Origin of the sequence: Bacillus pumilus, assembly GCF_900186955.1 — a bacterium.
Classification (GTDB): Bacteria; Bacillota; Bacilli; order Bacillales; family Bacillaceae; genus Bacillus; species Bacillus pumilus.
The window spans coordinates 2893507-2918130 of record NZ_LT906438.1 but is presented as its reverse complement, the minus strand read 5'-3'; the positions used below and the strand labels follow the sequence as shown (position 1 = coordinate 2918130).

The following is a 24624-nucleotide window of genomic DNA, read 5'->3' as shown; positions in this document are numbered from 1 at the left end:
TGGGGATAAAGAAGCTGTGTTTTTATATTACGCCATGCACGAGCTTCACTACTCCCCATCTGAACTCCTTGATTTATACGAATCACCAAGACCATTCAAAGCACTCCTATTTGGACTCATCAGCTACAAACTCGACATGCTAGAAAAAGAAGCAAAGAAAGGAGGGAAATAATTGGCGAAACTCACTGCGCGATTTGAATTAGAAGACAAAGTATCGAAGAAGCTGCTGCGCATACAAAAACGATTTCAAACATTTGAGAAGCAGCTCAAACCATTTAGAAAACCGGTGAAAATAAACCTGGATATAGATGACAAGAAATTAAGAAACTTTAGTTTATCGCTTCGGAAAATGTCAGTGATTTCCATGAGACTGGATCAAGGAATCTATCGTGATCTTAAAGCATTAAACAATCAGTTAAATATGTTCCCGAATCACTTGGTCATATCCATTCAAGCGAAGGGATTAGATGTCATTAAATCCAGCATAAATCGTTTAAAGCAAGCGGGAACAAGCCCCATTATGCTGACGTTTAAACTAAACGATCAATTGTCAGGTAAAATGTCATCAATCAAAAAATCTATCTTTCAGCTCATGAACAGAACGTACTATATGAGATTAAACATGGTTGACCAAGCCACCGCTGCAATTCAACGAATCAAAAAGACGCTCAAAAGCTTGACGATGTCTAAACACGAAATCAGAGTGTCTGTTCAAGACAATGCAAAGAGTAAGTTGAAAAAACGAGATCAAGCAGAGTCGGTTGTGAAAGAACAAAACATAAAAAAAGAACCTGAGGCTGTTAGTCCGTCAGTGAAAACAGAAGATCCTAAACAGAGCTGGCTCCAGAACCTTGCCAATAAGGGATTAAGTGAAATTCAAAAATATGCAGGTGACGTTGCAGATAAAGTGAAGGAAAAATTGAGTCCTAGAAAGTTTTGGGATGAAAAGGCACTTCCTTGGGTTGAAAATAAAATAGAAGAGTACAAGCAAGATGTGATCGGAAGAATTAAAGAGAAAATTAAATTTAATCCTGAAGAAAAACTAGATCAATTGGTGAAGGCTGGATTAGATCGACTCTTAGGTGCAAGTGATCAATCAAGTGAAAGTACCACTCAGGCACCAACAACAGCGCCAACAACAGCACCAACATCAACACCAACATCAACACCATCAAATCCAGCTCCCAAAACGAAACCTCAGTCGCGAGGTGGAAAAGGCTTGTTTCGCAATAGTTGTTGCCCCTGCTGTGCAAGAGGTTTAAGCAGGGGAGGATCTACTAAAACTAAAAATCGAAATGGTCGCTCACCAAGACAGACAAGAAATCCAAATGCTACATCAAGGGCCGAAATGAATAGAAGACCTCCAAGTAGATTAGGGAAACTGAAAACAAATGCAGGTAAATTATTTGGAAAAATCCCTACTGGACTAAAGAAAGGTGCGGGTATCGCAGCTTCAGCTGGCGGACTTACGGGTTTAGTGAAAGGTAGCAAGGGGTTAAGTGGATTAGGGAATGCAATGAAAAGTATAGGTAAAGGGAGCGGAAAATTATTAAAGAAAGTACCTATTCTAGGAAGTGTACTTAGTGCAACAAATCTAATTGGTATGAACAAAGAGAATGCTGGTGAAAAGATTGGTACGACTGGAGGCGGCATCGCCGGCGGAATGGCAGGTGCTGCAGCAGGTGCAGCTATTGGAAGCTTAGTCCCAGGGGTAGGTACAGCCATCGGCGGTCTAGTAGGCGGCATTGCTGGAAGTATGGGCGGAGAATCTATCGGTGAAACAATTGGAAAATGGTTTGATGGCGGCGGATTTGAAAAGATTGGCCAAAAAGCCATCGAAATCAAAAATCAAATTGTCGAAGTTTGGTCAACAGTCGCGGCTTGGTTCACAGAAAATGTATGGACGCCACTAAGTGATACAGTCGCTACAGTAGCAACGACCATTTGGACAAATCTAGTCAATGCCTGGACATGGATTCAAGAAACATTTAGTGCAGTTGCAGGCTGGTTTATCGAAAACGTATGGACGCCACTAAGTGATACAGTCGTTACGGTAGCAACAACCATCTGGTCAAGTCTAGTCAATGCATGGACATGGATACAAGAAACGTTCAGTGCAGTAGCGGGCTGGTTTATCGAAAACGTTTGGACACCGCTCAGCGACACAGTCGTTACGGTAGCAACGACCATCTGGTCAAGTTTAGTCAATGCATGGACATGGATACAAGAAACGTTCAGTGCAGTAGCGGGTTGGTTTATTGAAAACGTTTGGACACCACTGAGCAGTACAGTTGTTACAGTCGCTACAGGGATTTGGACAGCATTATCAAATGCATGGAAAAAGATACAATCAATCTTTGGAGCTGTATCGTCATGGTTTATGGAAAATGTGTGGAATCCACTTGTAGATACCGTAGGAACCATTAAAGACAGTTTCGGGAAAAAGTTCGAAGAAGCGTATAAAGTGGTGACAGATATATGGGATGGATTATCCAAATGGTTTGAGGACAACATTCAAAAGCCGATTGTAAAAGTAGCAGAAGCTATTGGTGATGGGTTTTCTAAAGCGTTTGGGTGGGTCAAAGATTTGTTTAATAAGGCTGGCGGTGGGGTTGATTTTGTATTGAAACATGTCTTTGGAGACCCTGATAAAAAAGCCACAGGCGGCTATATCACCCAGCCAACCTTATCATGGGTCGGTGAAGCAGGTAACGAATTTGTCATTCCAACTCAAAATAACCGAGGGCGCGGGAAGATGCTGCTTGCTCAGGCTGCTTCTCATCTTGGGATGTCTGTTATGCCAAGCGGAGCAGCTGGAAATCAAGTATCAAGCTCTCCAGCTCCTACAGCAGTAGCTTCATCATCTTCTGTCGGTTCAATAGACGGATCGGTCTCGATGACTGGGAACATTCAAGCCTCCAGCATAGGCGAGCAATTTAATAAGGATTTTGAACAAGGATTAAATCAAAAAATGATTACACTTGATCAATGGAAGCAAAAGAATATTCAGCAGCCTTTTGGTCAATTGACCTCAGACTCAAATAAGTATGGTCAGCAAACAGTTGCTGCTTTTGCGAATGGTCAGCAGATGACACCAACAGGAACAGATAGCTTTTTGCAAAGTCGTGTAAAAGCACCATATCAACAAGTGATGACAGCATCGCCAACTTGGGGTTCTGGAACGGTTAGTGGTTTTGCCACAGGTCAAAATGCCACTTCAGTTGGTACTAGCCAATACGTAGATCAGCACATCAAACAACCATTTCTACAAGCAAAACAAGAATCACCAGGCTGGGGCTCAGGAATGATGGATGCCTTTAACAGTGGCATGCGTTCAAAAGCAAGTGAAGTCACACAAGCCGCCAAAGAAATGGCGAAGAAAGTAGAGCAGGCGTTTAGAGAGGAATTAGATATTCATTCCCCTTCACGCGTCATGATGAGTCTTGGGAAATTCGCATCGATCGGTGTCGTCAAAGGACTCGACTCAGTTGATGTGAAAAAGTTTGCTGAAAATCAGGCTGGTTCATTAATCGGTGCCTTCAGCGGTATGGGGGCTTCAGGTCTTAGTGTTCAGCAATGGCTCATGGCAGCTCTCATGGCAACTGGCACATCGATGAACTGGCTTCCAGGACTTATGACCATTGCGCAGCATGAATCGAATGGAAATCCGAGAGCAATCAACTTATGGGATTCTAACGCCAAGAAGGGAACGCCTTCTAAAGGCTTAATGCAAACCATTGGAACGACGTTTAACTCCAATAAAGGCAAAGGCATGAATGACATTTGGAACCCAATTCATAATGCCGTAGCAGCCATTAACTACATTAAGGGCAGATATGGAACAGTCTTCAATACACCGGGATTACGAAGTATGAGAAGAGGCGGGCCTTATAAAGGCTACGCAAATGGTGGACTGATTACTCAGGAGCAGGTTGCTAGAGTCGGTGAAGGAAACAAACGCGAATGGATCATTCCTGAAGAAAGAGGCATACGCGGAAGGTATTTATTAACGCAGGCAGCCAAGGCACTTGGAATGCAAGTATATGATCCAGCAAATGCGTCTGCTCCTTTACCAGAATCACAAATGCAGCAAGTCACCTCAGCTCAGTCTTCTAGTCGTACAGCATCGTCAAGTAATAAGCAAATCACCATTCAATTCAATGGGGATCAGCATTTCCATAATGGACAAGATCAGCAATCGCTAGTCGAAAAAATTAGACAAATGCTCGTAGATGAACTGGAAGTAGAGCTTCATACAGGAACGAAGGGGGTCGTGATTGATGGGTAAATCAGTGTATCAATTGTGGATTTCCCAAGGAAAGGACAAGTTGCGATTCCCTGTCCTTCCATCCGAACTTGAAATCACAAATAACGTACAAAATGAAACGGTAAAGGTTGCCTCTTTTGGAGAACTGACCTTTATTGATGTCCCATCGGCTAAGCAAGTATCATTCACTTCTTTATTTCCTAAGAAATATTCGCCAATTGCTGAATATAAAAGCATTCCATCACCGGAGAATGCGATAGCGAAAATAGAACGAATGATGCGTTCAAAGAAGTCTGTGCGGCTGATTGTAACGGGGACAAAAATCAACATGACGTGCAGCATTGAAAGCTTCACCCATAAAGAAGGATCATATGATATTGGCGATCGTGAATTTACGATCGAGTTAAAGGAATACAAAACCGCATCGCCTAGGAAAATTAAACGAAAGAAAAAAGCAAAACAAACGAAAAAGAAAAGGCCTTCAAAAACACCGCCAAAAATGTACACCGTCAAAAAAGGGGATACGCTATGGGCCATTTCAGGCAGGTTTTATGGCGACAGTACAAAATGGCGGCGTATTTGGAATGCCAATAAATTAGCGATGATTAAACGTAGCAAACGAAATATTAAGCAGCCGGGGCATTGGATTTTCCCTGGACAAAGGTTAAAAATACCACAATAGGGGGGCTGGCATTGATCGAGCTTTTTGCCATCAGAAGCGGCACCATGTATGAGCTTGTCACAGAGAGTGTGACACTTCAGGGGCAAAGGTATCAAGCTCCTCGCTCTATTCAAGCAAATATTATCACAAAGCAAGGGAGTCAAACATATTACCGTGTCTCAGAAGGGGACACGGTTCTTTTTAAATGGAAAGGAAAAGAGCTGTTCAGAGGCATTGTGTTTTCTAGGACGCCTGTTGAAGGGAAACTGACCTTTACCGCATACGACATGCTTCAATATTTGGTGAAAAACCAAGATGTCTATGTTTTTTCAAAACAAAGAGCAGATCAAATCTTGAGACGGATTGGAGCTGACTTTCAAATTCCCATGACCTCCATCGCCAATACAGGTCATGTCATAAAATCACTAGTGTTTAAAAACGATACGAGCCTATATGACATGATTCTGAAAGCATTAAAAGAGACAAAGCGGCAAACCGGCAGAAACTATCAAATCTATTCTGCTAAAGGAAAGATGGGGCTGAGAGCTTGGCCAGATCCAGAGGACGTATGGGTCATTGAATCAGGTGTCAATCTCATTGGCTATCAGTACAGCACCTCGATTGAAGAAACAGCCACTCGTGTCAAGCTGCGCACGTCTGTGGATGAACAGGGGAAAAATAAGAAAAAAGGTAGCAAATCAGAGATTGTAGTGGTCGAACAGGATAAAGCAGGTCAGAGTAAATACGGTATTTTACAGCATGTTGAGACGGTTACAGGGCAAATCAACCAGCCGCAGCTGCAAAAAAGAGCCAAAGTACGGCTGGCAGAGAAAAAAGGCGTGAAACAAGAAGTCAAAAGCATCCAAGCGCTAGGCATTCCTGAACTGCAAAGCGGTCTTCCAATCTATTTGAAAATCCCTGAAATCAACGTAAAAAATACGTACTGGATCGATCAGGACAAACATGAATTCAGTGGGGTGAAACACACCATGACAATTGATGTCGTTGAGAAAAATTCCATTCCAAAGGGTGATCAAGCGTGAGGTTAAGTGAAGCGATTAAACGATTAGCAGTGAATGCTGTAGACGCCGCCTCTCCAATTGATCTGGTGATTGGAGAAGTTACGGCAGTTTCTCCTGTAAGCATCCAGTTAAATGAAAACCATAAGCTAATCATCCCGGAAGAATTACTGATTTGGCCAAAGCGCCTAAATAAGGGTGAGGATGATGAACTGAAAAGGGGAGACAGCATTATGGTGCTGGCAATGGCAGGAGGGCAATCCTTCTACATCATCGACAAATTGTAAGGGAGGTGATGAACGTGGCACTTTCACCAGAGGAAGAAATTGAGGAAACAGAAGAAGGCGAAGAGGTGGAAACCTCGACGACGTATCGAATAGATGTTGAAACTGGCAGATTGACAGGTGAAACCATTTCAGGCATTGAAGCAATTCGTCAATTCGTTTATATGACACTTAGGACAGAGCGGTATGCACATCCTATTTACAGCCACGACATTGGCACTGAAATTCAGGAGCTTTTGACGGATACAGAAGCCACGGATGAATACAAAGAAATGGAGATTCCGAGGCTGCTAGAGGAAGCATTGATTGTGGACGAACGGATTGATCATATTGAAGAGATAGAGGTCACAAAGGAAAATGACTCGTTTCATGTCAAGCTAGCTATAGTCACAGATGAAGGCACATTAGAAATAGAGGAGGTGATGGAGAGCGATGTTTGAGGAACAAACGTACGAAGCATTAATGGAAAGAATGCTAGACAGACTGCCAGATGACATAGATAAAAGAGAAAACAGCGTCATTTGGAATGCCTTGGCACCTGCTGCTGCTGAACTGGCCCAGTCCTATATTTGGCTTGATCAAGTATTCGAGCTGGTCTTTGCAGATACAGCACAAGGAGAGTTTCTAGATCGGCGGGCCGCTGAAGTAGGAATTGAAAGAAAACCAGCGACTAAAGCGGTTTGGTCCGCAGCTATTAAGCCGGAGGATATCAACATCCCAGCTGGCTCACGGTTTTTTATTGAAGACGTCTATTTCCAATATTCGAACGATGGGACGCTAGAATGCGAGACACCTGGCAAAGTCGGCAATGGTCAATTAACAGATCAGGCGCTGCTTTCACTTGATACAATCCCGGGGCTTGAATCAATTATCATGAAAGATTTGGTAATACCCGGACAAGAGGAAGAAGATGACGCTTCGTTATATGATCGCTACTTAATACGTGCTAGGCGAGAGGCTGTCAGTGCCAACAAGGCGCATTATAAAAAATGGGCTGAGGAAGTGACAGGGGTTGGCAGAGCGAAGGTATTCCCGCTTTGGAATGGAGAAGGAACAGTCAAGATTGTCATCACAGACGGCAATCTAGATGTTGCATCAGATCTGCTTGTTAAAAGAGTACAGGAATATATCGACCCAGTACCAGGCGAAGGAGAAGGACAAGCGCCTATTGGTTCAAAAGCGACCGTCGAAAGCGCCAAATGGCTGGACATTGACATAGAAGTAGCCGTCGAACTTCAAATGGACTGGACCCTTGAAGGAGCGCAGAAAGAAATAGAAGAAAAGGTCAAAGCGCTGTTGAAATCAATTGCATTTGAAAAGAGTACCATTCGAATGTCCGCATTAAATGACATTCTGTACCATTCAGAAAGTGTATCAGATTATGCAAACGTGTTATTGAATGGGGAGTCAAAAAACTTAGTGTTACAGGACATTGAGATACCGCGTCTGAGGCAGGTGAAGGTTATTGAGCAAACAGGATGAAATGAAAAACTACTTGCCGCCATATTTTACAGAGATTTATGAAGTCGATCACCTGCTCAAAACAGAAGCGCCAGAGTTTGAGCAATTGGATGAATCCATTTTCGATTTAATGGATCAGTTCTTCCCTTTGACAGCGACATGGGGATTGAATAGATGGGAAAGAATGCTGAAGGTGCAGCGAGAATCAGATGATTCCATTGAACTTCGCAGAGCACGCTTACTCAATATGATGTCAAACATTCCACCGATCACGTATCTTTCTTTAGAGAAATCGGTGAATCGCTTTCTCAAAAATCCAAGTGCCATCATCCGTCTGACCACCAATCGCTACCATTTCGCCTTACGTGTGAATCTAGATGATCTGCAAAACACTAGATATATTGTAGAAATACTTGAAACGTTAAAGCCAGCTCATTTGGCTTATACGTTCACTGCATTTCATCATACCGATGTACATGAAATAAATGATCATCACGGGAGGCTCACACTGCGAAGCAGAGTGGGTTTTTTCGATCATATCCCGATTTTACTCAATGGTGAATTTGTATTAAATGGGTCGTTTTATCTGAGCGGAACACGAGGGACAACCGATGTACCTGCTCGTTTTCGGCATTCGTTGAAGATGAGAATGCCGCTTCAGCATAAGTCAGAGAACACATACCGAATGAATTATGTCATGACTGGAGCGGTACATGAAACGAAGCAAGGAGCGGCATTGACTTTACGCACAAAAAATCAGCTCCAGCATCAAACCAAGAAGAAAATGACGTTCCGATTGCCAGTACATGTCCAAACTGAACAAGGCGGCAGCTTACTGATTAAGGATCATTACTGGATTCTCGATGGATCTGTTCCGCTGGACGGATCAAAAATGCTAGCAGCTACTTCTCAAAAAATAGAGCTATAAGGAGGATCACAATGGCTGATCAATTAACCGTAACAACATTATATGCACGTCAACAAATGGCAAAGGCAAGAGCCGAAGGAACAAAACTCACAAAAGTCGTCAAAATGGCATTTGGAAATGGTGGGACGAAGGATGGGAAACCGATCTCACTAGACGGCACTGAACAAAAACTCAAAAAAGAACTCGTCCAAAAAGAGATTGATTCGTTTACCTTCATGGAACCAGCAAAAATCCGCTACACCTGCACGATCGCCGAAGGAGAACTTGCAGGAGAAGTCATCAACGAACTAGCACTTGTCGACGAAGCCGGCAAATTCACCGCCATCCGCACCATGACAGACAAACAAAAAGACGGCGACATCGAATTTGTTTTTGAGATTGATGATATTTATTAATGGAGGGGAATGAAATGGACATCAAATCACCTTTACCGTTTGAAACCTCTGACAAAGCACATGCCAACTTATTTAACCGGATGGTCGACACTCTAGTAGAGAATGACAATGCGCTCAGGCTACAAATAGAAGGAATCACAAATGAAAGCTTATTTAAACTAACAGGCGATCAAGCCATTCAAGATGCATCAGTCAGCGGTGAGGAATATCCTAATGGCATTACGTTCATGGATATTGGACAAGCGAATGATACCGGATATCCTACGAGATTTGGCTTTGTGAAAAATGAAAAATATAGTAACTTTCGATTTGTTCAATATTACTATGGGACTGGAAACGAAGCGGGCAGTTATTTTGATAGCACAGGTACGTGGTGCCGTCATTGGTGGACTGGATCTGGTTGGACCGACTGGCATAAGCTCTCTGGATTCTGTCATGCCAATATAGGTACAACTGGAAAACAGTTATTAACCAAAGGTGAGTATCAAAAAATCCTTTTTAATCGAAAGATAAAAGACAGTCATAACAATTTTGATATCAAAAATAATCGCTTCATCTGCCCTGAAAACGGAATGTATTCAGTGAATGCAGGTGTTTATATTGAAACCTTTCAACGATACGCAAACTTTGAATTATCGATCTATTTAAATGGAAAAAGGTATAAAAATATTGCACATCAAAGACAGAGCCCGACCAGCCCATCTGATACGTTGAGCTTTAGTATGGGACTTTATGGTGCTGCGAATGTACCGGCTAATAAAGGGGATTATTTAGAAATTTACATGTATGCAGGATATGACGGAGATGTTAGTCGTTATGTATCTGAAAATTCAGGCTGGTACAACTATTTTGATATTACAGAAGTAGGCGGCAGAAATTTCCTGAGAGGATAGGAGGATTCTATGATTTTATATGAAGCCATTAAGTATAAATACCCCGATGCGGATCCGCAAAAGGACTTTGAACTTAGAAATGACGGAGACGGTTCTTACATTAACGAGTGGCATCTAGATGTGCCAAAGCCAACGGCAAAAGAATTGAAAGAATGGTGGGACGAATCTCAAATCAATCCAAGATATCAACCACCTCTTCCGCTAGATTATCTAGCACAAGAAGTAGCCAAAGAAAAGCTCATGAGAAAACAGCTTGAACATCAATGTGATCATTTAACAAACGAAATAAAAGCGCTAAAAAATGAGATCCTTTTATATAAAGGAGAGCGTGAATCATGAATTATTGGGTGATGGCGTTGTATTTTAAATGGGTGACCCCTGAATTGGTCAAACAAGCGGTGGAACTAGGCGATTGTTCAATGGAAGATTTAAAAACAGGATATGAACAAAGGATGCTCACTCTAGAGCAGCTACAAGAAATGGAACCAAGCATCAAAGCAAGGGAGTGAAAACTGAATGGAAATAAAAGAACCAAAACCTTTTGAAGTAAATGATAAAGCACATGCTGATTTGTTTAATGACGTGGTCAAAGTACTTCTTGAAAATGATCATGGATTAATAGAACAGTTCTTAAAACATACAAATGATGCAAAAGTACACGCATCTGAAACAGAAAAGAAGAAATGGAATAATTCACAGAACTATAAGATCACAGCAGATAGTGGAAGACAGCTGATTAATGTATCTTCTGACGGCAGAATATTTGATGCGATAAAAGATAAAGGAACATGTACTTTTTATGCAGCTGCTGGTGTGGAGGATTCTCCAGTTTCATCAAATGTCTCAATCAGAGGGCTGCAGACAGTAGGTCAAGAAAATATTGGCTCTGGTTTTGCGATGGATAGTTCAGGTAATGCTTATTTTTTCTATTACGAAGCCGGACATATGTCGATTACTTGGACAAAGCTGCCTACGGTAAGAGATAGAAATAGATGGGATAATGGTCAATTAGTAAAAATCACTCAAGATAATGGAAAGCCATTTTATCATGGGTTTGCTAGCGAGACAGACTACAATACTCTTACCGAGACAGGAATGTACCTTATATATAATACTGGAGTAAACGGTCCATCGCCTTCCTATGATCGAGTGTTTTTGTTGGTGATGAGTTATGGCACTACATTGGTGCAAATAGCATACGAATCTGTTTATGGAAAAAACACATACTTTAGAGTTCTTAGACACAATGCACAATCATGGACACCGTGGGAGAAGCAAATCACGCTATCAGATCTATTAGAAGGTTCATGGGAAACACCTAAAGAGATTAATGGCAATTGGAAGGGATATGACCCTATTAATTTGCCAGTGAAATATCGAAAGAATCTCTTGGGGGAAGTTGAGATAGTAGGTGCTATAAAAGGTGGGATTTTAGGAAATAACCCAGTGTTTATTTTGCCTGAAGGATATCGGCCGCAGCAGGCAATCCATTTTGTAGGTATCGCTTCGAGTATAGGGACACCTGGAGTACCTCAATTCCATCGAACCTTAGTAGATAAGAATGGGAATGTATGTGTGCAATCATCTTCAAATAATGCTAATCCAACTGAGTTTATTACATTTGGTTTTAAGTTCAGTACAAGATAATTCCATAAACAATGTGAAAGGAGAATCACATGGAGATAAAGACACCGCGTACTTTCAAAACAAGTGATACAGCTCATGCAGATCTGTTTAATGACATGGTAAAGGTTATTATTGAAAATGATGCTGAACTATTAAATCATATCAATCAACACGAAAATGATGTAACATCTCATTCATCTAAAACAGAAAAGCAGAAATGGAATCAATCTCAGCTATATAAAATGACGAATGATAACGGATCCCAGTTGATCAATATCCCATCTGGCGGCAGTATTTATAACGGGATAAAATCGTTAGGTGCCTGCTTTTTATAAAGCTGCATTTGATGTGGAAAAACAACACGGGTATGAATCAGCGACACAGGAGTATATAGATAGCCTAAAACCAGCCCCTCTCCCGCCAAGTGATATAGAGCTTTTGAAGAAACAAAATGCTTTGTTATCAAAACAATTAACGCAGCTATTGGCTATGCAAAAAGGGGGGACTTCAGAATGATGTTTCCAACTGTTGTAGATATCAAACAATTCTGGGACTGGCAGTGTTACGGCCCAGAGGACATTGCATTTTATGTAAGCATTGGCTGGATCTCGACAGAAGACTATCAAAATATAACTGGAGAAATATACGAAGCCTAATGGCTTTATTTTTTTGCCGGAAAGAAGGTGATTTCAATGGAAGTAGATGTTGTTCAAAACTTAATGACACAAGGGCCGTTTGCGGTGTTGTTCTGTTGGGTGCTGTTTTATGTATTAAACACAACAAAGGAAAGAGAAAACAAGCTCAATGAACAAATCGAGGCGCAAAATGATGTGTTAGCAAAGTTTAGTGAGAAGTATGATGTTGTGATCGACAAACTCGACAAAATTGAACGGAATTTAAAATAGGAGGAGAAATCATGAAAACATTCGACAAAGGCACTGTGATTCGCACAGTGCTTCTTTTTATTGCGCTCATCAATCAAACACTTGTCATGTTTGGACAGACGGTGCTACCGATTAGTGAGGAGCAAGTACAAACCGCTGGTGAGGCACTATATGTAGCAGGTTCCACCATTTTTACGATGGTGACAGCCATTATCGCTTGGTTTAAAAACAATTATGTGACCTACAAAGGTCAATTACAAAAAGATACCCTGAAACAAAGAGGGCTAACAAAATAATCGTTGAAGGAGAAACAATATGGTCAATATCATTCAAGCCTACATTCCAAAACACAACCGCAACAGACCAGGAAATACGATGAAGCCGCTCTATATTACGGTGCATAATACCTCTAACACGGCAAAAGGTGCAAATGCTGGGAGTCACGCTGCGTTTGTTGCACGTTCAAGTACCGGAGTCAGCTGGCATTACACTGTCGACGATCAGGTGATTTATCAGCATTTACCGTTAAACGAGAACGGCTGGCATACAGGAGATGGCAGAGGCAATGGCAATATGAAATCAATCGGAATTGAAATTTGCGAAAATACAGACGGCAACTTTGAACAAGCAGTCGAAAATGCCCAATGGCTCATTCGAAAGCTAATGGGCGATTTGGGAATTCCTTTATCAAATGTAGTCCCTCATAAACATTGGAGCGGGAAAGAATGTCCAAGGAAATTGCTCGGACGGTGGGATCAATTTAAAGCTGGAATAGCCACAGCTCGTACCGGCAGCAAAAGCACAAGAAAGCCAGTTCGAACAGAGAGCTTGAGTCACAAAGCACCAGTTACCAAACAGAAATCGTCAAATCTGCCATCGGGCATCTTAAAAATAACCAAGCCCTTAACAAAAGGACCACAAGTCATAGCTGTGCAAAAAGCCTTATCCTCCCTCTATTTCTACCCAGATAAAGGGGCAAAAAACAACGGGATTGATGGCTATTATGGATCAAAAACAGCGAATGCGGTCAAGCGGTTCCAGCTTATGAATGGTCTAGCGGCAGATGGGATATACGGTCCGAAGACGAAGAACAAAATCGAACGATTGCTGAAAAAGTGATCATTCATAAAGTGCTATCAGCAGGTGAATGGATTTCCCCTTGCTGATAGCTAACAAAAAATGACATCATTTGTGATATAATCGACCGAATCACTATCATGAGGGGAGAGTAAAATGAAAAAGGAACTGTTCCAAGTCATCATGCTGTCAGTGCTGCTCATCTATTTCTTTTATCACGGAATGACGAGTGATTATCCTGTGTCTTACACAATCATTCTCATCACGGCTTATGTCTCTGTGATCGCGTACCGCATCTTAAAGATATTAGGCTTAAGAAAAAACAAAGAACAAACAGAGCTGTAAGAAATAAATACATAAAAAAACCATCCTTGATTTCTCAAGAATGGTTTTTCGTTATGGAGCATAGCGGGATCGAACCGCTGACCTCTACGCTGCCAGCTTCCACGTCGTTATTTCTACGTTGTTTTTCTCCGATAAGTCACCCGTAAAGTCAACTATATCAACGTTAAGTCACCGATAAGTCAATCGTCTCTAAGCGCATTATACCGCATAGGAACGCTACACCGCAACTAAATACGGCGCTACTCTGAACCCTCGTCTTAATAGGCGGGGGTTTTTTGCGTTTTATGGGCCAATTCAAAAAAGTTTGAAGCGAATGTCCCGATTTTGACCGACCACATGCGACTGTACTTATGAAAGCGAAAATAAGGAGGTGTTGGCGTGACAAACGATCACCAACGGCTCGTCTCCGTAGAAACACAATCGGAATATAACTTAACGTCCGGAAAGTCCGAGACGCGTATCTTCGTTAAGATGTACGTCGATGCCGTCAAGAAAGGCTTGATCGCGGATATCGGACCCGAACGTTGGCAGACTCTCTGCGTACTATCATCGTTTATGGACGCAAATGGCGAATGCTACCCGACGCAGGAACAGATAGGGGCCGTATTAAATTTAAGCCGAGTTGCGGCAAATAAGCGGATACAGGCGTTATGTGATTATCGTTGGCAAGGACGTCCTCTCGTCGTTAAGAAACAAGGACGCGAAGGAAAGACTCAGCGGTGGGAGAATGCCCGCTATACAATACTTCCGATTAGTCAGCTCGCAATATTTGACGGAGATACGGAGGAGTTATAAACGCCGTGTATCGTCTACCCATATACGGCTGACCCGTACACGGCTCGGCTTTACACTAACTAGAACCATCTTTTAACTAGAGCCATTAATAACTAGATAAATAATAGCGCTCAATCAAAACCTTTCGCGCAAATAATTACTTAAAGGATATATCTATCGCGATAAAGGATATTTGCAAAGAGTGAGCGTAAGCGAACGAATTGCTACGGTCTTAATAATAAACGGAAAGAGGTGCGTTATGTTTACGAAACATGAACTCGTTACTATATACGAAGCACTTACCGAACTACACCCGAGCACTCAGGCGCAATTTAAAGACGGCGTAAAATTAAAGGTAGCTGATTTAAGCGACAAAGTATTGCGACTAATAAACGAAAGGAGTGATCGTATGTCATACGTAGTCTTAAAGAAATCCGAAATAGATCGGTACGCAACAGACGAACAAAAGCGTCATTTATACGACATGCAAGTCGAAATTATGCTTAATAGGACGATTCAAGGAAAACGTCCAGTAAATGATTACGTAGTTATTAATCGTGATGAGCCGTATTTTTCGGACGTAATGCAATTAGTCGAATCTAACGAAAAGGAGTTCGATAATCATGTCGATTAATATTCCGTTATCACCCGATTACCGCCTTACATCAGACGCCCACAATATCATCGTCAACGAGCGCTATTTCACCGACCCGACCAAAGCGCCGGGCTGGGCGAAGAAACTGGCCGAGAACCCTGACGCCGACCCGACGCCCGTCGAACGCTGGCGAGAAGTTTCGTATCACCCTACGGTTGATCGCGCCGTTCTAGACGTAATGAACCGACAGATCAAAACGTCGGATGCGACTTCACTCGCCGAGATCGCGCAAATGGTACGGGAATTTCGCACGGAATTAGCGGAGGCACTGACGATCGAGGGCGCTACTACTACGGTCAAATAAAACGGCTAGGAGGCGGTTAAATCGTGGCTAAAACGAAGGATCAAGAAATCGCAGAATTACGTCAGGCAATGGCGGCGCTGATTGCGGAGAATGAAAAATACGTAGATCACCTCGCTCGTATACGAGATATGATGCCGGAGGAATTTGATGACCGGAATGCGACCGAACATTTACTCGCGATCGGTTCGCCGGAGCACGTTAAGGATTACGTTAGATTCGTATTAAACCGAATGAAGGAGGCGTTAAAATGAAGCCGGAAATCACGAAAGAGCAGGCGAAGGCTATATCATATTTAAGAGGACTCGGTAGGGATGACGAATATATTTTGAGTCACTTTGGCGTATATGTCAGGCATTGCGCAGTACTGAACGATTTAAGTCGCGTTTCATTAGCGGCTGCGTTAATCAACGGATATGAAGTCACAAAGTCGCCGGAACAAAAGGTACGAGATTACTACGAAGCTAATTACGCCAAACACGAAAGGTCGAAGCCGTTTAGTGATGACGATTATTACACGGCGGGCGTTTCAAACGGAATCAAACAAACGCTCGACCATCTTGGCATCAAAATCGAAGGGGTGAATGCGTAATGAAAATGACGTACGTACTTACGGATATAAAGCGCCTTATTGACAATGATTTATCGAAATTTGGTCAGCGCGTTAAATCAATTGCGTACAGCGTCTATACGTATAATGGGAGCGTTGATATAGCTGGTAATGATCACGATTATTCAGAGAAGCGTATAAACGGAATAACCGTAGAGACGGAATCAATCGAAGATTAGGAGGCGATATTCATGAACGAAAAGCCTATCGGAAAATGGACGGCACGCGACTTCATCGTTTATCTGCACGACCGCCACCCCGAAGTCTACGGCATCAAATACGTCGCAAACAACCGCGGCATGGAAGCGCGGAACCTAAAGACGATGATCGACGAATATGGGGCGGTTATCGTACGTGACTTCATTGACGCTTGCTTTGCGGCTAAGAAGCCGACGGCTCAATGGCCCGGCTGCAACTTCGGCTTTATGTTTTCGTATATGCGAGACCGGCACCTGCCGCCGTTGCTTGCGAAGCAGAAGACGGCTCAACAGACGGAAGAAGACGATAAAAGGGCGGCGGAACAGTCGCAAATAAACTACGGGGAGATGTTTTGATATGACGCAACCTAATTATAAGACGGAGAAACGTAAAGCAAACGTAGGCGAGCATATTTTGATTACGGACGTAAATGTGATGGAGACCCGCTATGAAAATGGAGCAGTGCTCCGTGTGGGCTCATTACGTGGCGACGACGCGGTACATGATGACATTGGGCGCATCATATACCACGAAGAGTACGAAGTCATCATCGGAGAACACCCGCCAATCCCGAACCTTGACGAAATGGACTATGACGAATTAATCGCGCTAGTCGAGGACACAATGAAGGCGCTCAGAACACGTTCATATAAGCTAGGCTACGACCAAGGGCGTTTCGATGCGGAAATTGAGGCGGCGCATGGTACGCATGAGAAGTCCGACCAACAGAAACGGGATGAGATCATCGAGAAGGCGAAGGAGGACGTCGAAACGCTGAAAATGCGTAATCGATTATCAAAGGCGTTTAATATCGAGATCAGTGTTAACGCGGAAAACAGATCCGTTGAAGTTACGGCTAAAGTACCGAATAGTCGCAAAGCGTTTTATGGAATCGCTAAATGCGCTCCTGTCGATTGCTTCAACGCACACATCGGTAAGGCTATCGCGCTGAGACGTGCGCTAGGTCTCGAAGTGCCTGCGGAATATCTATATACGCCACAACCGACTGAAGTACGTGTGGGTGACTTTGTTAGGGGAAGGCAAGCAAACGGAGTTGAGTTCTACGAAGAAACAATAAAAAACATTAAAGATGGAGCGTATTACTATGACGACGGATTTGATTTCATAAGTAATGCCGAACTTGTAATCATTGACGATTCGAGAGCGGGTGAGGACGAATGAAAACGGTGAATGTAACGTACTTCAGAACGAGAGGTAAGTACTACCTCGACGAAACGATAGAGATTTCGGAAGAGTTAAACGGCTATGATGCGCTATTTCATGAGATTCCGAAGCATCATCGAATAAAAAACATGATCATGTCGGTGTCGGATAGCGGCGACGGAAAAGAACCGTACATCGTTCCGCATCTATTCTTTCCTAAAAACTGACGATTCAAGGACGGAGGTAAACGGATGATTGACGCGGGTAAGTGGGCTAACTTTGCGAAGGTTGTTATCGGAAATTTAACGCAAAGGAGGCGCTCGATTGACGCTTCATCGATGGCTTAAAACAGGTGGAAGAAAGAGCTATGGCGGCGTCGATTGGTATTATACCGGTGGCGGTTGGAAAGCGAACTTCAATGAACAACGCGTTAAGGGCGAAGATAAAAAGATGCGCTCAAAACACGAACGAACTTTACGGAAACGAATTGACCGAAAGGAGGCGGCTATGAATGACGAATGAATCACGATGCCTACTCGCAAGCAAATGCGCCCAAGCTGGCGGCGTTAATTGTACGAAACACTGCGAATTATACCTCGGCTTGCACGGTTTAGATGGCGGAGGCGGACGGTCGGGCGCGGCTGGATTGGCGGAAGACTATCGGCTAGTGACGCTTAAGAATTCGCCGGCACGTGCCGACCAATCCGGAGCTTACAAGGCGGCCGATGTATATGCGCAGACGTTCGACCGCCAATTCGATGCTGATGCTGAACGTATTAAATCGCTATATTTATACAGCGCGAAATCAGGCACCGGTAAAACGACGACGGCGGCAGCTCTGTTAAACGAATATTTAACGGTCCATTACATTGGCGCCTTAAAACGGGGCGTTCAGCCCGACCAGCGACCGGCGTATTTCCTCGACGTCAACGCGTGGCAGAACGAATACAACGAGTTTAATAGACCGCGAGTTCCGGACTCAATCGCAGAGCCGGCGGCTAAAAGATATTACGAGGCGCTAGAAGCGGCAAAACGGGCACCTTTCGCAGTGCTGGACGAAATAGGCATGAGAGACGTAACGGAAGGATTTCGCGGCGATTTGCATACGATAATCAACTATCGCGTGACTAACCGAATGCCGACCGTTTATACGTCGAACATTAAAATGGCAGACCTGCCGGAAGTGTTCGGAGAAGCTCGACTGGCGGACCGGATCGCCGACCAGTGCAGAGAAATCGTCTTTGCGGGCGGATCAAAAAGGAGGCGGCTGTAAATGAGCGGCTTATCATTGACGGAAATTCAGTACCTACGCGACCTGCTCGTTGCGGATTCGTTGGCTAACGGAGAAGGCGCAGCAAAACTCGCCATCTTCGATAAACTCGATGCGCTAGAATTTGCGGACCACACGCCGGCCTATAAAACTGGCGATCTAGTTTCGGTCGGCGGCTACGAAGGACGCGTCTTTTACATTGACTGCGCGCGGTACATCGAGGAAACGTCGAAAGAGGCCGTCTTTAACTTCATAGAATACGACCTGTACGACGCGATTAACGGCGAGTGGCTAGAAGCGTTCGAGGCGGACATGACGTTGTTAGCTAACGCGCTTGTTGCGGAGGATTTCTTGGTGGACTTCAACCTCGAAGACTATCCGCCGGCTAGAAGTACTGTTTATCTAATAAACTACGAAACGGAGGCGGAGGAAATGGCGGCAAAAGAGCAGCCGATAATGAGCCGAGTACAAAAGCGTAAACAGGAACGTAAAGATGCAACGGAACAAACCGATAATTTGCTCGACATCTACAACTGGTATAAAGCGCAATATGAAAAGACGGGTGAATTGACGTTTAAGGCGAAAATGGACGAAACTATGGCGCGATTGACAGTCGAGGGAGCTGAACGCCGATGAGTTTCGGAACTAGTCTTTTATCGAAAGTAATCGAAGCGAACGACCCGTCGGCCTTATTGCGCTACGGCTTAACGCGCAAAGATTTTCAAACGGATGGCGAACGGGCAGCCTTCGAATACATCAGCGCATATGCGGAAAAGCACGGAAACCAAGCGCCGACCGCCGAAATGGTAGCGACCGAAGTGCCGACATTCCAGCCGGAATTTAGTATTGACGCGACCTTTGAATACTTAGCGAAGAAGGCGAAGGAAGCTGCGGTGATGAACGATTTCGCTTCGAAATTTAATGATAAATACGGAGCGAACGGTGTCAAGACGGCGGACTCAGACTTTGTTCAACGGTTCAACCGCGCGCAGGAAAGTGGAAATCCGCAGGAGTTATTTGATTGGTTGAAAACCGTCGCGGAACAGAGTATAATGAGAACAAGCGTTCGTAAAACAGTAGGAACAAACGTCGTGACAGACGTCGATAAATTTCGTGCCGAATATGAAAAACGGAAGTCCGGCGAGTCATTTCGTATTTGGAACAGCAAGTTTCCGGCGCTTAATACGGCAATCGGCGGCTATGTCAGTTCGAACATGTACGTTGTCTACGGAAAATCGGGACGCGGCAAGTCGGCGATTACGCTGGAAGAAGTCATTCACTGCGCAATTCAAGGCGCAAATACGCTCATATGGTCGATGGAGATGGGCTGGTTCGAAGTTCTCGTTCGCATCTACGTTTCACTTTCCGGGGATCAGGGCGTCGCTTTAACCGAAATTGACGGTCAGCAAATGGAGGCCGGATTTGATTCGAGGTCAGTTCGCCAGGGCAAGTTATCGGAGGAATTCGAGGCGGCCTTTATGGACTTTATCGAGACGTTAAATACGATTATCGACGGTTCTATTACAGTGCGTGCAGTTGACGACAAAGACTTCGATTCTCGTTCGCTAAAAGACCTTAAAGCGGACATTGAGCAAACGAAAGCGGACGTCGTGATGGTCGACCCGTTTTATTACTTAGATTACGAGTCCAACTCGAATAAGACGACGGGCGGGGCAGCCGCCGATACATCGAAGAAGATGCGCCGTTTAGCCGGGACAATGGACGTTGTCATTTTCGCTATCACACAAGCCGGAGAAGATGACGCAACCGAAGACGAAGCCGGTAATCGCGAAATTAAGTTGCCGAAGCGTAAGGACGTAAAGAAAACGTCGGCTTTACTGGAAGATGCGGCGGTGCTGATACCGGTTGATACGAATGCAAAGGAAGGACGCGGTTTGATCGGCGTAAATAAAGGACGTGACGGAGGAGAGGATGAAGTCGTCGAGATCGTCTATCTTCCGCAAGTCGGGCTAATCAAGCAGGTGGCAGCCGGAGAGATTGAGTTAAAAGCCTACGGTTTCTAGCGATATGGTTTTAAATGTAATACGTACCAACAATTACACTAAATAATTCTGAATTTTTTCGACAAATTACGACTACAATGTCGATTGGTTTAGTGTAATATAACGAAAGGAGTCGTATATACATGTCGATCATTACGATTAATGGCGTCCCGACGGACGTCGACATACGCGAAGAATTAGAACTTTTTGAATGGGATCGTCCTACGTGGCACGCTGACCGATTAACGGCGGCAAGCCCTTTTCGCGATGACCGTACTCCTAGTTTTTATGTTTATTACGAAGACACCTCGACAGCCAAGGCCGGATATTTCGGAGACAGCGGCACGGGCGAACGTGGCGGATTCATTAAACTGCTCGCATTCTTGCGTGAAGAAACCGAGGAAGAGACGGCTTTATATCTAACCGAGACTTATGGTACTAGCGAAGGCGAAGAACGCCTAAAACTCCGCATTCCGCGTTTAAAAATCGTTGAGCCTAGACGGCCATTAGCCGAAAGTTTACTGACCGACGTTAAAATCGGCCCGAATGCTTACTTAACTAACCGCGGAATAAGCGAAGACGTCCAGCGCGAAGCAGGCGTAGGCTTGATCGGAAAAACGGCCGTGATTCCGTGGCGGTTGCCTAACAAGCGTCTGGCAAACGTGAAGTACCGATCGACCCGCAATAAAGCGTTTTGGTACGCAAAAGGCGGCTTGCCGATTCGTGAACTTATTTACGGAATCGAAACCGTATATGCTGATCGCGCTAAAACAGCGGTGCTTGCCGAAGCTGAAATCGATGCGCTTTCGTGGCGTACGGCAGGCTATTGCGGCATTGCGACAGGCGGCAGTAAATTTTCCGCAGAGAAGGCGGACATAATTGCGCAGTCGTCAATCGAATATTTAATAGTAATAACGGACAATGACGAAGCCGGTAAAAAACTTCGGAAGGAGGTCGAGCTAAAGATGCGCGGCAAAGTCAGGCTTGCGCACGGTTATATAACGGAAGGGTACAAAGATGCGAATGAATTATTGATGGCGAAAGGTGAGGGCGCTCTTAAGCGAGTTGTTAGTCGTGCGGAGGCGGTAAGTATTAACGTGAGGTTCGGGAATATCCGAACTTTCGGTCGGCGGAGGTTGTCTTAACCCTCCGTGTTGCTACCGGATAAAGGACGCCAATTATATAATGCTTCGACCGGGCAGTCGAGGCAACGCGCAATAGAATATGCCATTTCAACGTTAGGGACGTTTCTGAGCGAAATATAATCGGAAAGCTGCGTATTAGATATTCCGACCATTTCTGCGAGTTGGATAAGCGTATAACCACGTTTATAACACAGTTCCTTTATCCGGCAATCTACGACCGAATACTGCGAGATAAACACCTCCGCAAAGCAAAATGACGCGCTTTACGAAGGAAATTATACCACATAACCGCGCCGATTCCATCGTCATTCGGGCGGATTTGGAAGAATACGGACAACCTTTTCGATAGGCACATCCAATTCGAGGCAAATAGCTTCGATAGTCGATAAGCTAACGGGCTTGTCCTCGTTAATCTTCGTTACAAGGTTCCGATGTATTACTTTATCTCTTAAAATTCCGGTTGTTAACCCTCTTTCATCCAAGTAAGTCCTAAGCGGTTCGTAGCTAATCATAAAAAAATCTCCTTTTTTCCTTAAATTACCGCACACAAAAGTGTGCATTTATGTTATAGTATAAACAGAGAGAAGGCGTAAGTCTATAAGGGGTGTGTATTATGCGGTCAATTAAAGATGATTTTATCAACCTCAGAGAAAAACACGACTTAAGTATAGCATGTATTTCCACAAAAACCGGAATTAACCAAGATGTATTATACGAGTTTTCCGACAGCGGGTCCATTGGCTTCAAGCACTTAGTAACACTTTCAAAGTTCTTCTACAAAGAACAATACCACGAAACAATGCGTGAATGGTGTATGAAAATCGAATCTCCTGAGTGGATTAAACAAGCTTTTGAGTACGCTGCATTAAAAAGAGATTCAGAGTTACTTGGGATGCTTCTTGAAAAAAGTAAAGAAGAGCCGGGAATTAAGCAATTCGTCGAGATGTACAGCCTCTTGTTGAACTTCATGACTGATAGAATTAAATTTAATGAATTGTGCCAAAATGTAAAAAAACAAAAAGTATCGAGTTCTAAAGATCTCGCAGTGTTAAGAGATATATACATCTGCGTTTCTTTATACTATGAAGGAGACTTTTTGGGAATGGCAAGGGTAGCTAATGAGATAAATGACTCTATAAAAAATATCGGAAAAAGAAGAGCATTTTTCAGAGAATCATTTTCTTATCGTTTATCGGAATTGTTAGCTCCGGCATATTTACATTTAAATGATTTAGAGTTATGTCGCGAACACGCAAATGTGCTTGTTGAAACCGAACTCAACTACAAGCATATATCCGACGGTTATTATTATTTAGGTATGTGTAACTTATATGAAGATAAGGGTTCGTGTATTGATTTTTTAATAAAGAGTGTCGATTACGCAAAAATGACAAAAGAAGATGTTTTAATTTCCGAAGCGACGAATAACTTAAATTTCGTGAAGACACTTTTTGATTTCCTTAGCGGCGGAAATTTACCGGATATAACTAAATTTACAGACAGATTACTTCTAGGAGGTGATGAGGATTTTATAGTATACTTTAACTACGTTAAGGGGAGGGAATTGGGCGATATATATAGAGCATTTAGCCATTTCCACAAAGAGATGAACTTCTTCTTCGCATCACTCGCAGCGGAAACCCTACGTATTGTTGGAGTAGACCCCGATCAGGTTAATGCTTTGAAGTCGATTAAATTAAAAACTAAGGGAGCTGTTGTTTATGAAAAAGATTTTATTAACGGGTTTTGTTTTAGGGGCATTAGTTCTTTCGCTTCTTAATACCGAAGGATCCACAAAAGATTTAGCGGATGAAAATACACCAATACAGACAAGCGCAATAAAAGTAGGTGGATAAAAGAACGGGCCAACTGGCCTTTTTCTTTTGTCTTTTTTTATGATATTTTTCGGAAAAGTCTAAAAAACTAAGATTATCCAAAAACCACAAACTTCTCCTCCCTAGATGCTAATATATGGACATGGAAGAAAAAATATAAAAAACTTTATATCAAATGTCCCGATTCTAACAGACCATATGCGACTGTATAAGTGTAAGGGACGGGAGGAGAAAAACTTGAATAAAGAAAAATTTAATAGACTTCAGATGGCCGCAGATTACGGAGCGATTCCGTATGTACAAAGAGAATCGCAACGAATCGCACACTTAGTTCCCGACCAAACATCGTTCGAGCAGCGGTGCTTAAACTCGATAGGCTACTGGTTGGAGCGCTATGAAGGGAATGGTCGTGATAAGAAAGCGTTGATCCAGCGCATTATCGTAAGGGAACGAAATAAGTATCTGAAGGCTTCACGAAAAGAAGCGGCTTTATCTATAGAAGGAATGCGAGATGATGGTAATGTCTCGTGGGAGCCTCAAGACGTTTTGACGGACGTCGAAGGCGAAGTTTTACTAAAAGAAAAGACCGCCCTGTTGACGCAAGGCGATCTTCGCAAAGAATTAATACTTAGATGTTGGAGCGAAGGATGTACGAATATGACCGAAATCTCCACGTTGTTGACGCAACGTTTAGGAGGAAATTTCGAAGCACATCGCAAGTTCATCCGACGTTTCCGTTTACACTGCCAGCGCGAACTAACAGCATAATCACGTATCTAGGCACGAGGGCTTCGCTACGTATTTTAATGATAATCGATTGAGAATCGAA

At 43.5% G+C, this 24624-nt stretch carries 38 protein-coding genes; 36 read left to right on the top strand and 2 right to left on the bottom strand.

Going from position 1 to position 24624, the window contains the following annotated elements; genetic code table 11:
- Positions 1-34 precede the first annotated feature (34 nt).
- From CKW02_RS15345 to CKW02_RS15180, 34 genes are all read left to right on the top strand, one after another.
- Complete coding sequence (locus tag CKW02_RS15345) at positions 35-172, top strand: hypothetical protein (RefSeq protein WP_088002055.1); 138 nt, start codon at positions 35-37, stop codon at positions 170-172.
- Entirely contained in the window at positions 173-4288 is a 4116-nt protein-coding gene (locus CKW02_RS15340; RefSeq protein WP_003213718.1) for a transglycosylase SLT domain-containing protein, read from the top strand. It begins immediately after the preceding gene.
- The gene (locus CKW02_RS15335) at positions 4281-4949 is read left to right on the top strand and encodes a LysM peptidoglycan-binding domain-containing protein (RefSeq protein ID WP_003213616.1); all 669 of its coding nucleotides are present in this window, start codon (positions 4281-4283) and stop codon (positions 4947-4949) included. The genes CKW02_RS15340 and CKW02_RS15335 overlap by 8 nt, the downstream gene beginning before the upstream one ends.
- A gap of 11 nt (positions 4950-4960) precedes the next feature.
- Positions 4961-5971 carry an XkdQ/YqbQ family protein gene (locus CKW02_RS15330; protein ID WP_003213128.1) on the top strand — a complete coding sequence of 337 codons (1011 nt, stop codon included), beginning with the start codon at positions 4961-4963 and terminating at the stop codon, positions 5969-5971.
- Positions 5968-6234, top strand: a complete 267-nt coding sequence (locus CKW02_RS15325; RefSeq protein ID WP_003212971.1) for a DUF2577 family protein — start codon at positions 5968-5970, stop codon at positions 6232-6234. The genes CKW02_RS15330 and CKW02_RS15325 overlap by 4 nt, the downstream gene beginning before the upstream one ends.
- A 14-nt stretch (positions 6235-6248) precedes the next feature.
- Positions 6249-6671, top strand: a complete 423-nt coding sequence (locus CKW02_RS15320; RefSeq protein ID WP_003213065.1) for a DUF2634 domain-containing protein — start codon at positions 6249-6251, stop codon at positions 6669-6671.
- The gene (locus CKW02_RS15315) at positions 6664-7713 is read left to right on the top strand and encodes a baseplate J/gp47 family protein (protein ID WP_003212924.1); all 1050 of its coding nucleotides are present in this window, start codon (positions 6664-6666) and stop codon (positions 7711-7713) included. The genes CKW02_RS15320 and CKW02_RS15315 overlap by 8 nt, the downstream gene beginning before the upstream one ends.
- Complete coding sequence (locus CKW02_RS15310; RefSeq protein ID WP_003212799.1) at positions 7697-8620, top strand: YmfQ family protein; 924 nt, start codon at positions 7697-7699, stop codon at positions 8618-8620. The genes CKW02_RS15315 and CKW02_RS15310 overlap by 17 nt, the downstream gene beginning before the upstream one ends.
- A gap of 11 nt (positions 8621-8631) precedes the next feature.
- The gene (locus CKW02_RS15305; protein ID WP_003212666.1) at positions 8632-9015 is read left to right on the top strand and encodes a phage tail-collar fiber domain-containing protein; all 384 of its coding nucleotides are present in this window, start codon (positions 8632-8634) and stop codon (positions 9013-9015) included.
- A 14-nt stretch (positions 9016-9029) separates the two neighbouring features.
- On the top strand, positions 9030-9908 hold the full coding sequence (locus tag CKW02_RS15300) for a hypothetical protein (RefSeq protein WP_003213185.1): 879 nt from the start codon (positions 9030-9032) through the stop codon (positions 9906-9908).
- Positions 9909-9917: 9 nt separating this feature from the next.
- Complete coding sequence (locus tag CKW02_RS15295) at positions 9918-10247, top strand: XkdW family protein (protein WP_003213655.1); 330 nt, start codon at positions 9918-9920, stop codon at positions 10245-10247.
- Positions 10244-10417 (top strand): hypothetical protein, encoded by a 174-nt coding sequence (locus tag CKW02_RS15290; RefSeq protein WP_003212881.1) that lies wholly within the window; start codon positions 10244-10246, stop codon positions 10415-10417. Before CKW02_RS15295 ends, CKW02_RS15290 begins: the two co-directional genes overlap by 4 nt.
- A 7-nt stretch (positions 10418-10424) precedes the next feature.
- Entirely contained in the window at positions 10425-11555 is a 1131-nt protein-coding gene (locus tag CKW02_RS15285; RefSeq protein ID WP_095117866.1) for a pyocin knob domain-containing protein, read from the top strand.
- 29 nt (positions 11556-11584) lie between these two features.
- Complete coding sequence (locus CKW02_RS15280; RefSeq protein WP_003213444.1) at positions 11585-11869, top strand: hypothetical protein; 285 nt, start codon at positions 11585-11587, stop codon at positions 11867-11869.
- Positions 11853-12050 carry a hypothetical protein gene (locus tag CKW02_RS15275; RefSeq protein WP_003213377.1) on the top strand — a complete coding sequence of 66 codons (198 nt, stop codon included), beginning with the start codon at positions 11853-11855 and terminating at the stop codon, positions 12048-12050. Before CKW02_RS15280 ends, CKW02_RS15275 begins: the two co-directional genes overlap by 17 nt.
- Positions 12047-12190: an XkdX family protein gene (locus tag CKW02_RS15270; RefSeq protein ID WP_003213390.1), complete on the top strand. Its 144-nt coding sequence runs from the start codon at positions 12047-12049 to the stop codon at positions 12188-12190. Before CKW02_RS15275 ends, CKW02_RS15270 begins: the two co-directional genes overlap by 4 nt.
- A gap of 36 nt (positions 12191-12226) precedes the next feature.
- Entirely contained in the window at positions 12227-12439 is a 213-nt protein-coding gene (locus CKW02_RS15265) for a BhlA/UviB family holin-like peptide (protein ID WP_003213245.1), read from the top strand.
- An 11-nt stretch (positions 12440-12450) separates the two neighbouring features.
- The gene (locus CKW02_RS15260) at positions 12451-12714 is read left to right on the top strand and encodes a phage holin (RefSeq protein WP_003212734.1); all 264 of its coding nucleotides are present in this window, start codon (positions 12451-12453) and stop codon (positions 12712-12714) included.
- A 19-nt stretch (positions 12715-12733) separates the two neighbouring features.
- On the top strand, positions 12734-13537 hold the full coding sequence (locus CKW02_RS15255) for a peptidoglycan recognition protein family protein (RefSeq protein WP_003213521.1): 804 nt from the start codon (positions 12734-12736) through the stop codon (positions 13535-13537).
- A gap of 114 nt (positions 13538-13651) precedes the next feature.
- Positions 13652-13840, top strand: a complete 189-nt coding sequence (locus tag CKW02_RS15250) for a hypothetical protein (RefSeq protein WP_003212805.1) — start codon at positions 13652-13654, stop codon at positions 13838-13840.
- Positions 13841-14218: 378 nt separating this feature from the next.
- Complete coding sequence (locus tag CKW02_RS15245) at positions 14219-14635, top strand: helix-turn-helix domain-containing protein (protein ID WP_034620103.1); 417 nt, start codon at positions 14219-14221, stop codon at positions 14633-14635.
- Positions 14636-15023: 388 nt separating this feature from the next.
- A complete protein-coding gene (locus tag CKW02_RS20195; RefSeq protein ID WP_003213150.1) occupies positions 15024-15248 on the top strand; it encodes a hypothetical protein in 225 nt (74 codons plus the stop codon).
- Positions 15238-15573 (top strand): hypothetical protein, encoded by a 336-nt coding sequence (locus CKW02_RS15235; RefSeq protein WP_034620101.1) that lies wholly within the window; start codon positions 15238-15240, stop codon positions 15571-15573. Before CKW02_RS20195 ends, CKW02_RS15235 begins: the two co-directional genes overlap by 11 nt.
- A gap of 23 nt (positions 15574-15596) precedes the next feature.
- Entirely contained in the window at positions 15597-15824 is a 228-nt protein-coding gene (locus CKW02_RS15230; protein ID WP_003213069.1) for a hypothetical protein, read from the top strand.
- Positions 15821-16162 (top strand): hypothetical protein, encoded by a 342-nt coding sequence (locus tag CKW02_RS15225; protein ID WP_003213512.1) that lies wholly within the window; start codon positions 15821-15823, stop codon positions 16160-16162. Before CKW02_RS15230 ends, CKW02_RS15225 begins: the two co-directional genes overlap by 4 nt.
- Positions 16162-16359 (top strand): hypothetical protein, encoded by a 198-nt coding sequence (locus tag CKW02_RS15220; RefSeq protein WP_050782668.1) that lies wholly within the window; start codon positions 16162-16164, stop codon positions 16357-16359. Before CKW02_RS15225 ends, CKW02_RS15220 begins: the two co-directional genes overlap by 1 nt.
- 12 nt (positions 16360-16371) lie before the next feature.
- The gene (locus tag CKW02_RS15215) at positions 16372-16734 is read left to right on the top strand and encodes a hypothetical protein (RefSeq protein WP_003212754.1); all 363 of its coding nucleotides are present in this window, start codon (positions 16372-16374) and stop codon (positions 16732-16734) included.
- Position 16735: 1 nt separating this feature from the next.
- Positions 16736-17560, top strand: a complete 825-nt coding sequence (locus CKW02_RS15210) for a hypothetical protein (RefSeq protein WP_003213621.1) — start codon at positions 16736-16738, stop codon at positions 17558-17560.
- A complete protein-coding gene (locus CKW02_RS15205) occupies positions 17557-17769 on the top strand; it encodes a hypothetical protein (RefSeq protein ID WP_003212830.1) in 213 nt (70 codons plus the stop codon). Before CKW02_RS15210 ends, CKW02_RS15205 begins: the two co-directional genes overlap by 4 nt.
- Before the next feature lie 97 nt (positions 17770-17866).
- Positions 17867-18064 carry a hypothetical protein gene (locus tag CKW02_RS15200; protein ID WP_003212744.1) on the top strand — a complete coding sequence of 66 codons (198 nt, stop codon included), beginning with the start codon at positions 17867-17869 and terminating at the stop codon, positions 18062-18064.
- The gene (locus tag CKW02_RS15195) at positions 18054-18815 is read left to right on the top strand and encodes an ATP-binding protein (RefSeq protein WP_003213054.1); all 762 of its coding nucleotides are present in this window, start codon (positions 18054-18056) and stop codon (positions 18813-18815) included. The genes CKW02_RS15200 and CKW02_RS15195 overlap by 11 nt, the downstream gene beginning before the upstream one ends.
- The gene (locus CKW02_RS15190; RefSeq protein WP_003212876.1) at positions 18816-19448 is read left to right on the top strand and encodes a hypothetical protein; all 633 of its coding nucleotides are present in this window, start codon (positions 18816-18818) and stop codon (positions 19446-19448) included. It abuts the gene before it with no gap.
- A complete protein-coding gene (locus CKW02_RS15185; protein WP_003213339.1) occupies positions 19445-20836 on the top strand; it encodes a DnaB-like helicase C-terminal domain-containing protein in 1392 nt (463 codons plus the stop codon). The genes CKW02_RS15190 and CKW02_RS15185 overlap by 4 nt, the downstream gene beginning before the upstream one ends.
- Before the next feature lie 122 nt (positions 20837-20958).
- Positions 20959-21960 (top strand): toprim domain-containing protein, encoded by a 1002-nt coding sequence (locus CKW02_RS15180; RefSeq protein WP_003213747.1) that lies wholly within the window; start codon positions 20959-20961, stop codon positions 21958-21960.
- Here the strand turns inward: CKW02_RS15180 and CKW02_RS20720 are convergent.
- Positions 21957-22199, bottom strand: coding sequence for a helix-turn-helix domain-containing protein (locus tag CKW02_RS20720; RefSeq protein ID WP_080550300.1), 243 nt, complete (start codon positions 22197-22199; stop codon positions 21957-21959). The genes CKW02_RS15180 and CKW02_RS20720 overlap by 4 nt on opposite strands.
- Positions 22200-22265: 66 nt before the next feature.
- Positions 22266-22472, bottom strand: coding sequence for a helix-turn-helix domain-containing protein (locus CKW02_RS20660; protein ID WP_034620100.1), 207 nt, complete (start codon positions 22470-22472; stop codon positions 22266-22268).
- Between the two features lie 101 nt (positions 22473-22573).
- On the opposite strand from CKW02_RS20660, the gene CKW02_RS15165 reads away from it, so the two are divergent.
- Together CKW02_RS15165 and CKW02_RS15160 are read left to right on the top strand one after the other, a co-directional pair.
- Positions 22574-23740: an AimR family lysis-lysogeny pheromone receptor gene (locus CKW02_RS15165; protein WP_003213560.1), complete on the top strand. Its 1167-nt coding sequence runs from the start codon at positions 22574-22576 to the stop codon at positions 23738-23740.
- A gap of 292 nt (positions 23741-24032) precedes the next feature.
- The gene (locus tag CKW02_RS15160; RefSeq protein ID WP_003212758.1) at positions 24033-24563 is read left to right on the top strand and encodes a hypothetical protein; all 531 of its coding nucleotides are present in this window, start codon (positions 24033-24035) and stop codon (positions 24561-24563) included.
- Positions 24564-24624: the final 61 nt, after the last annotated feature.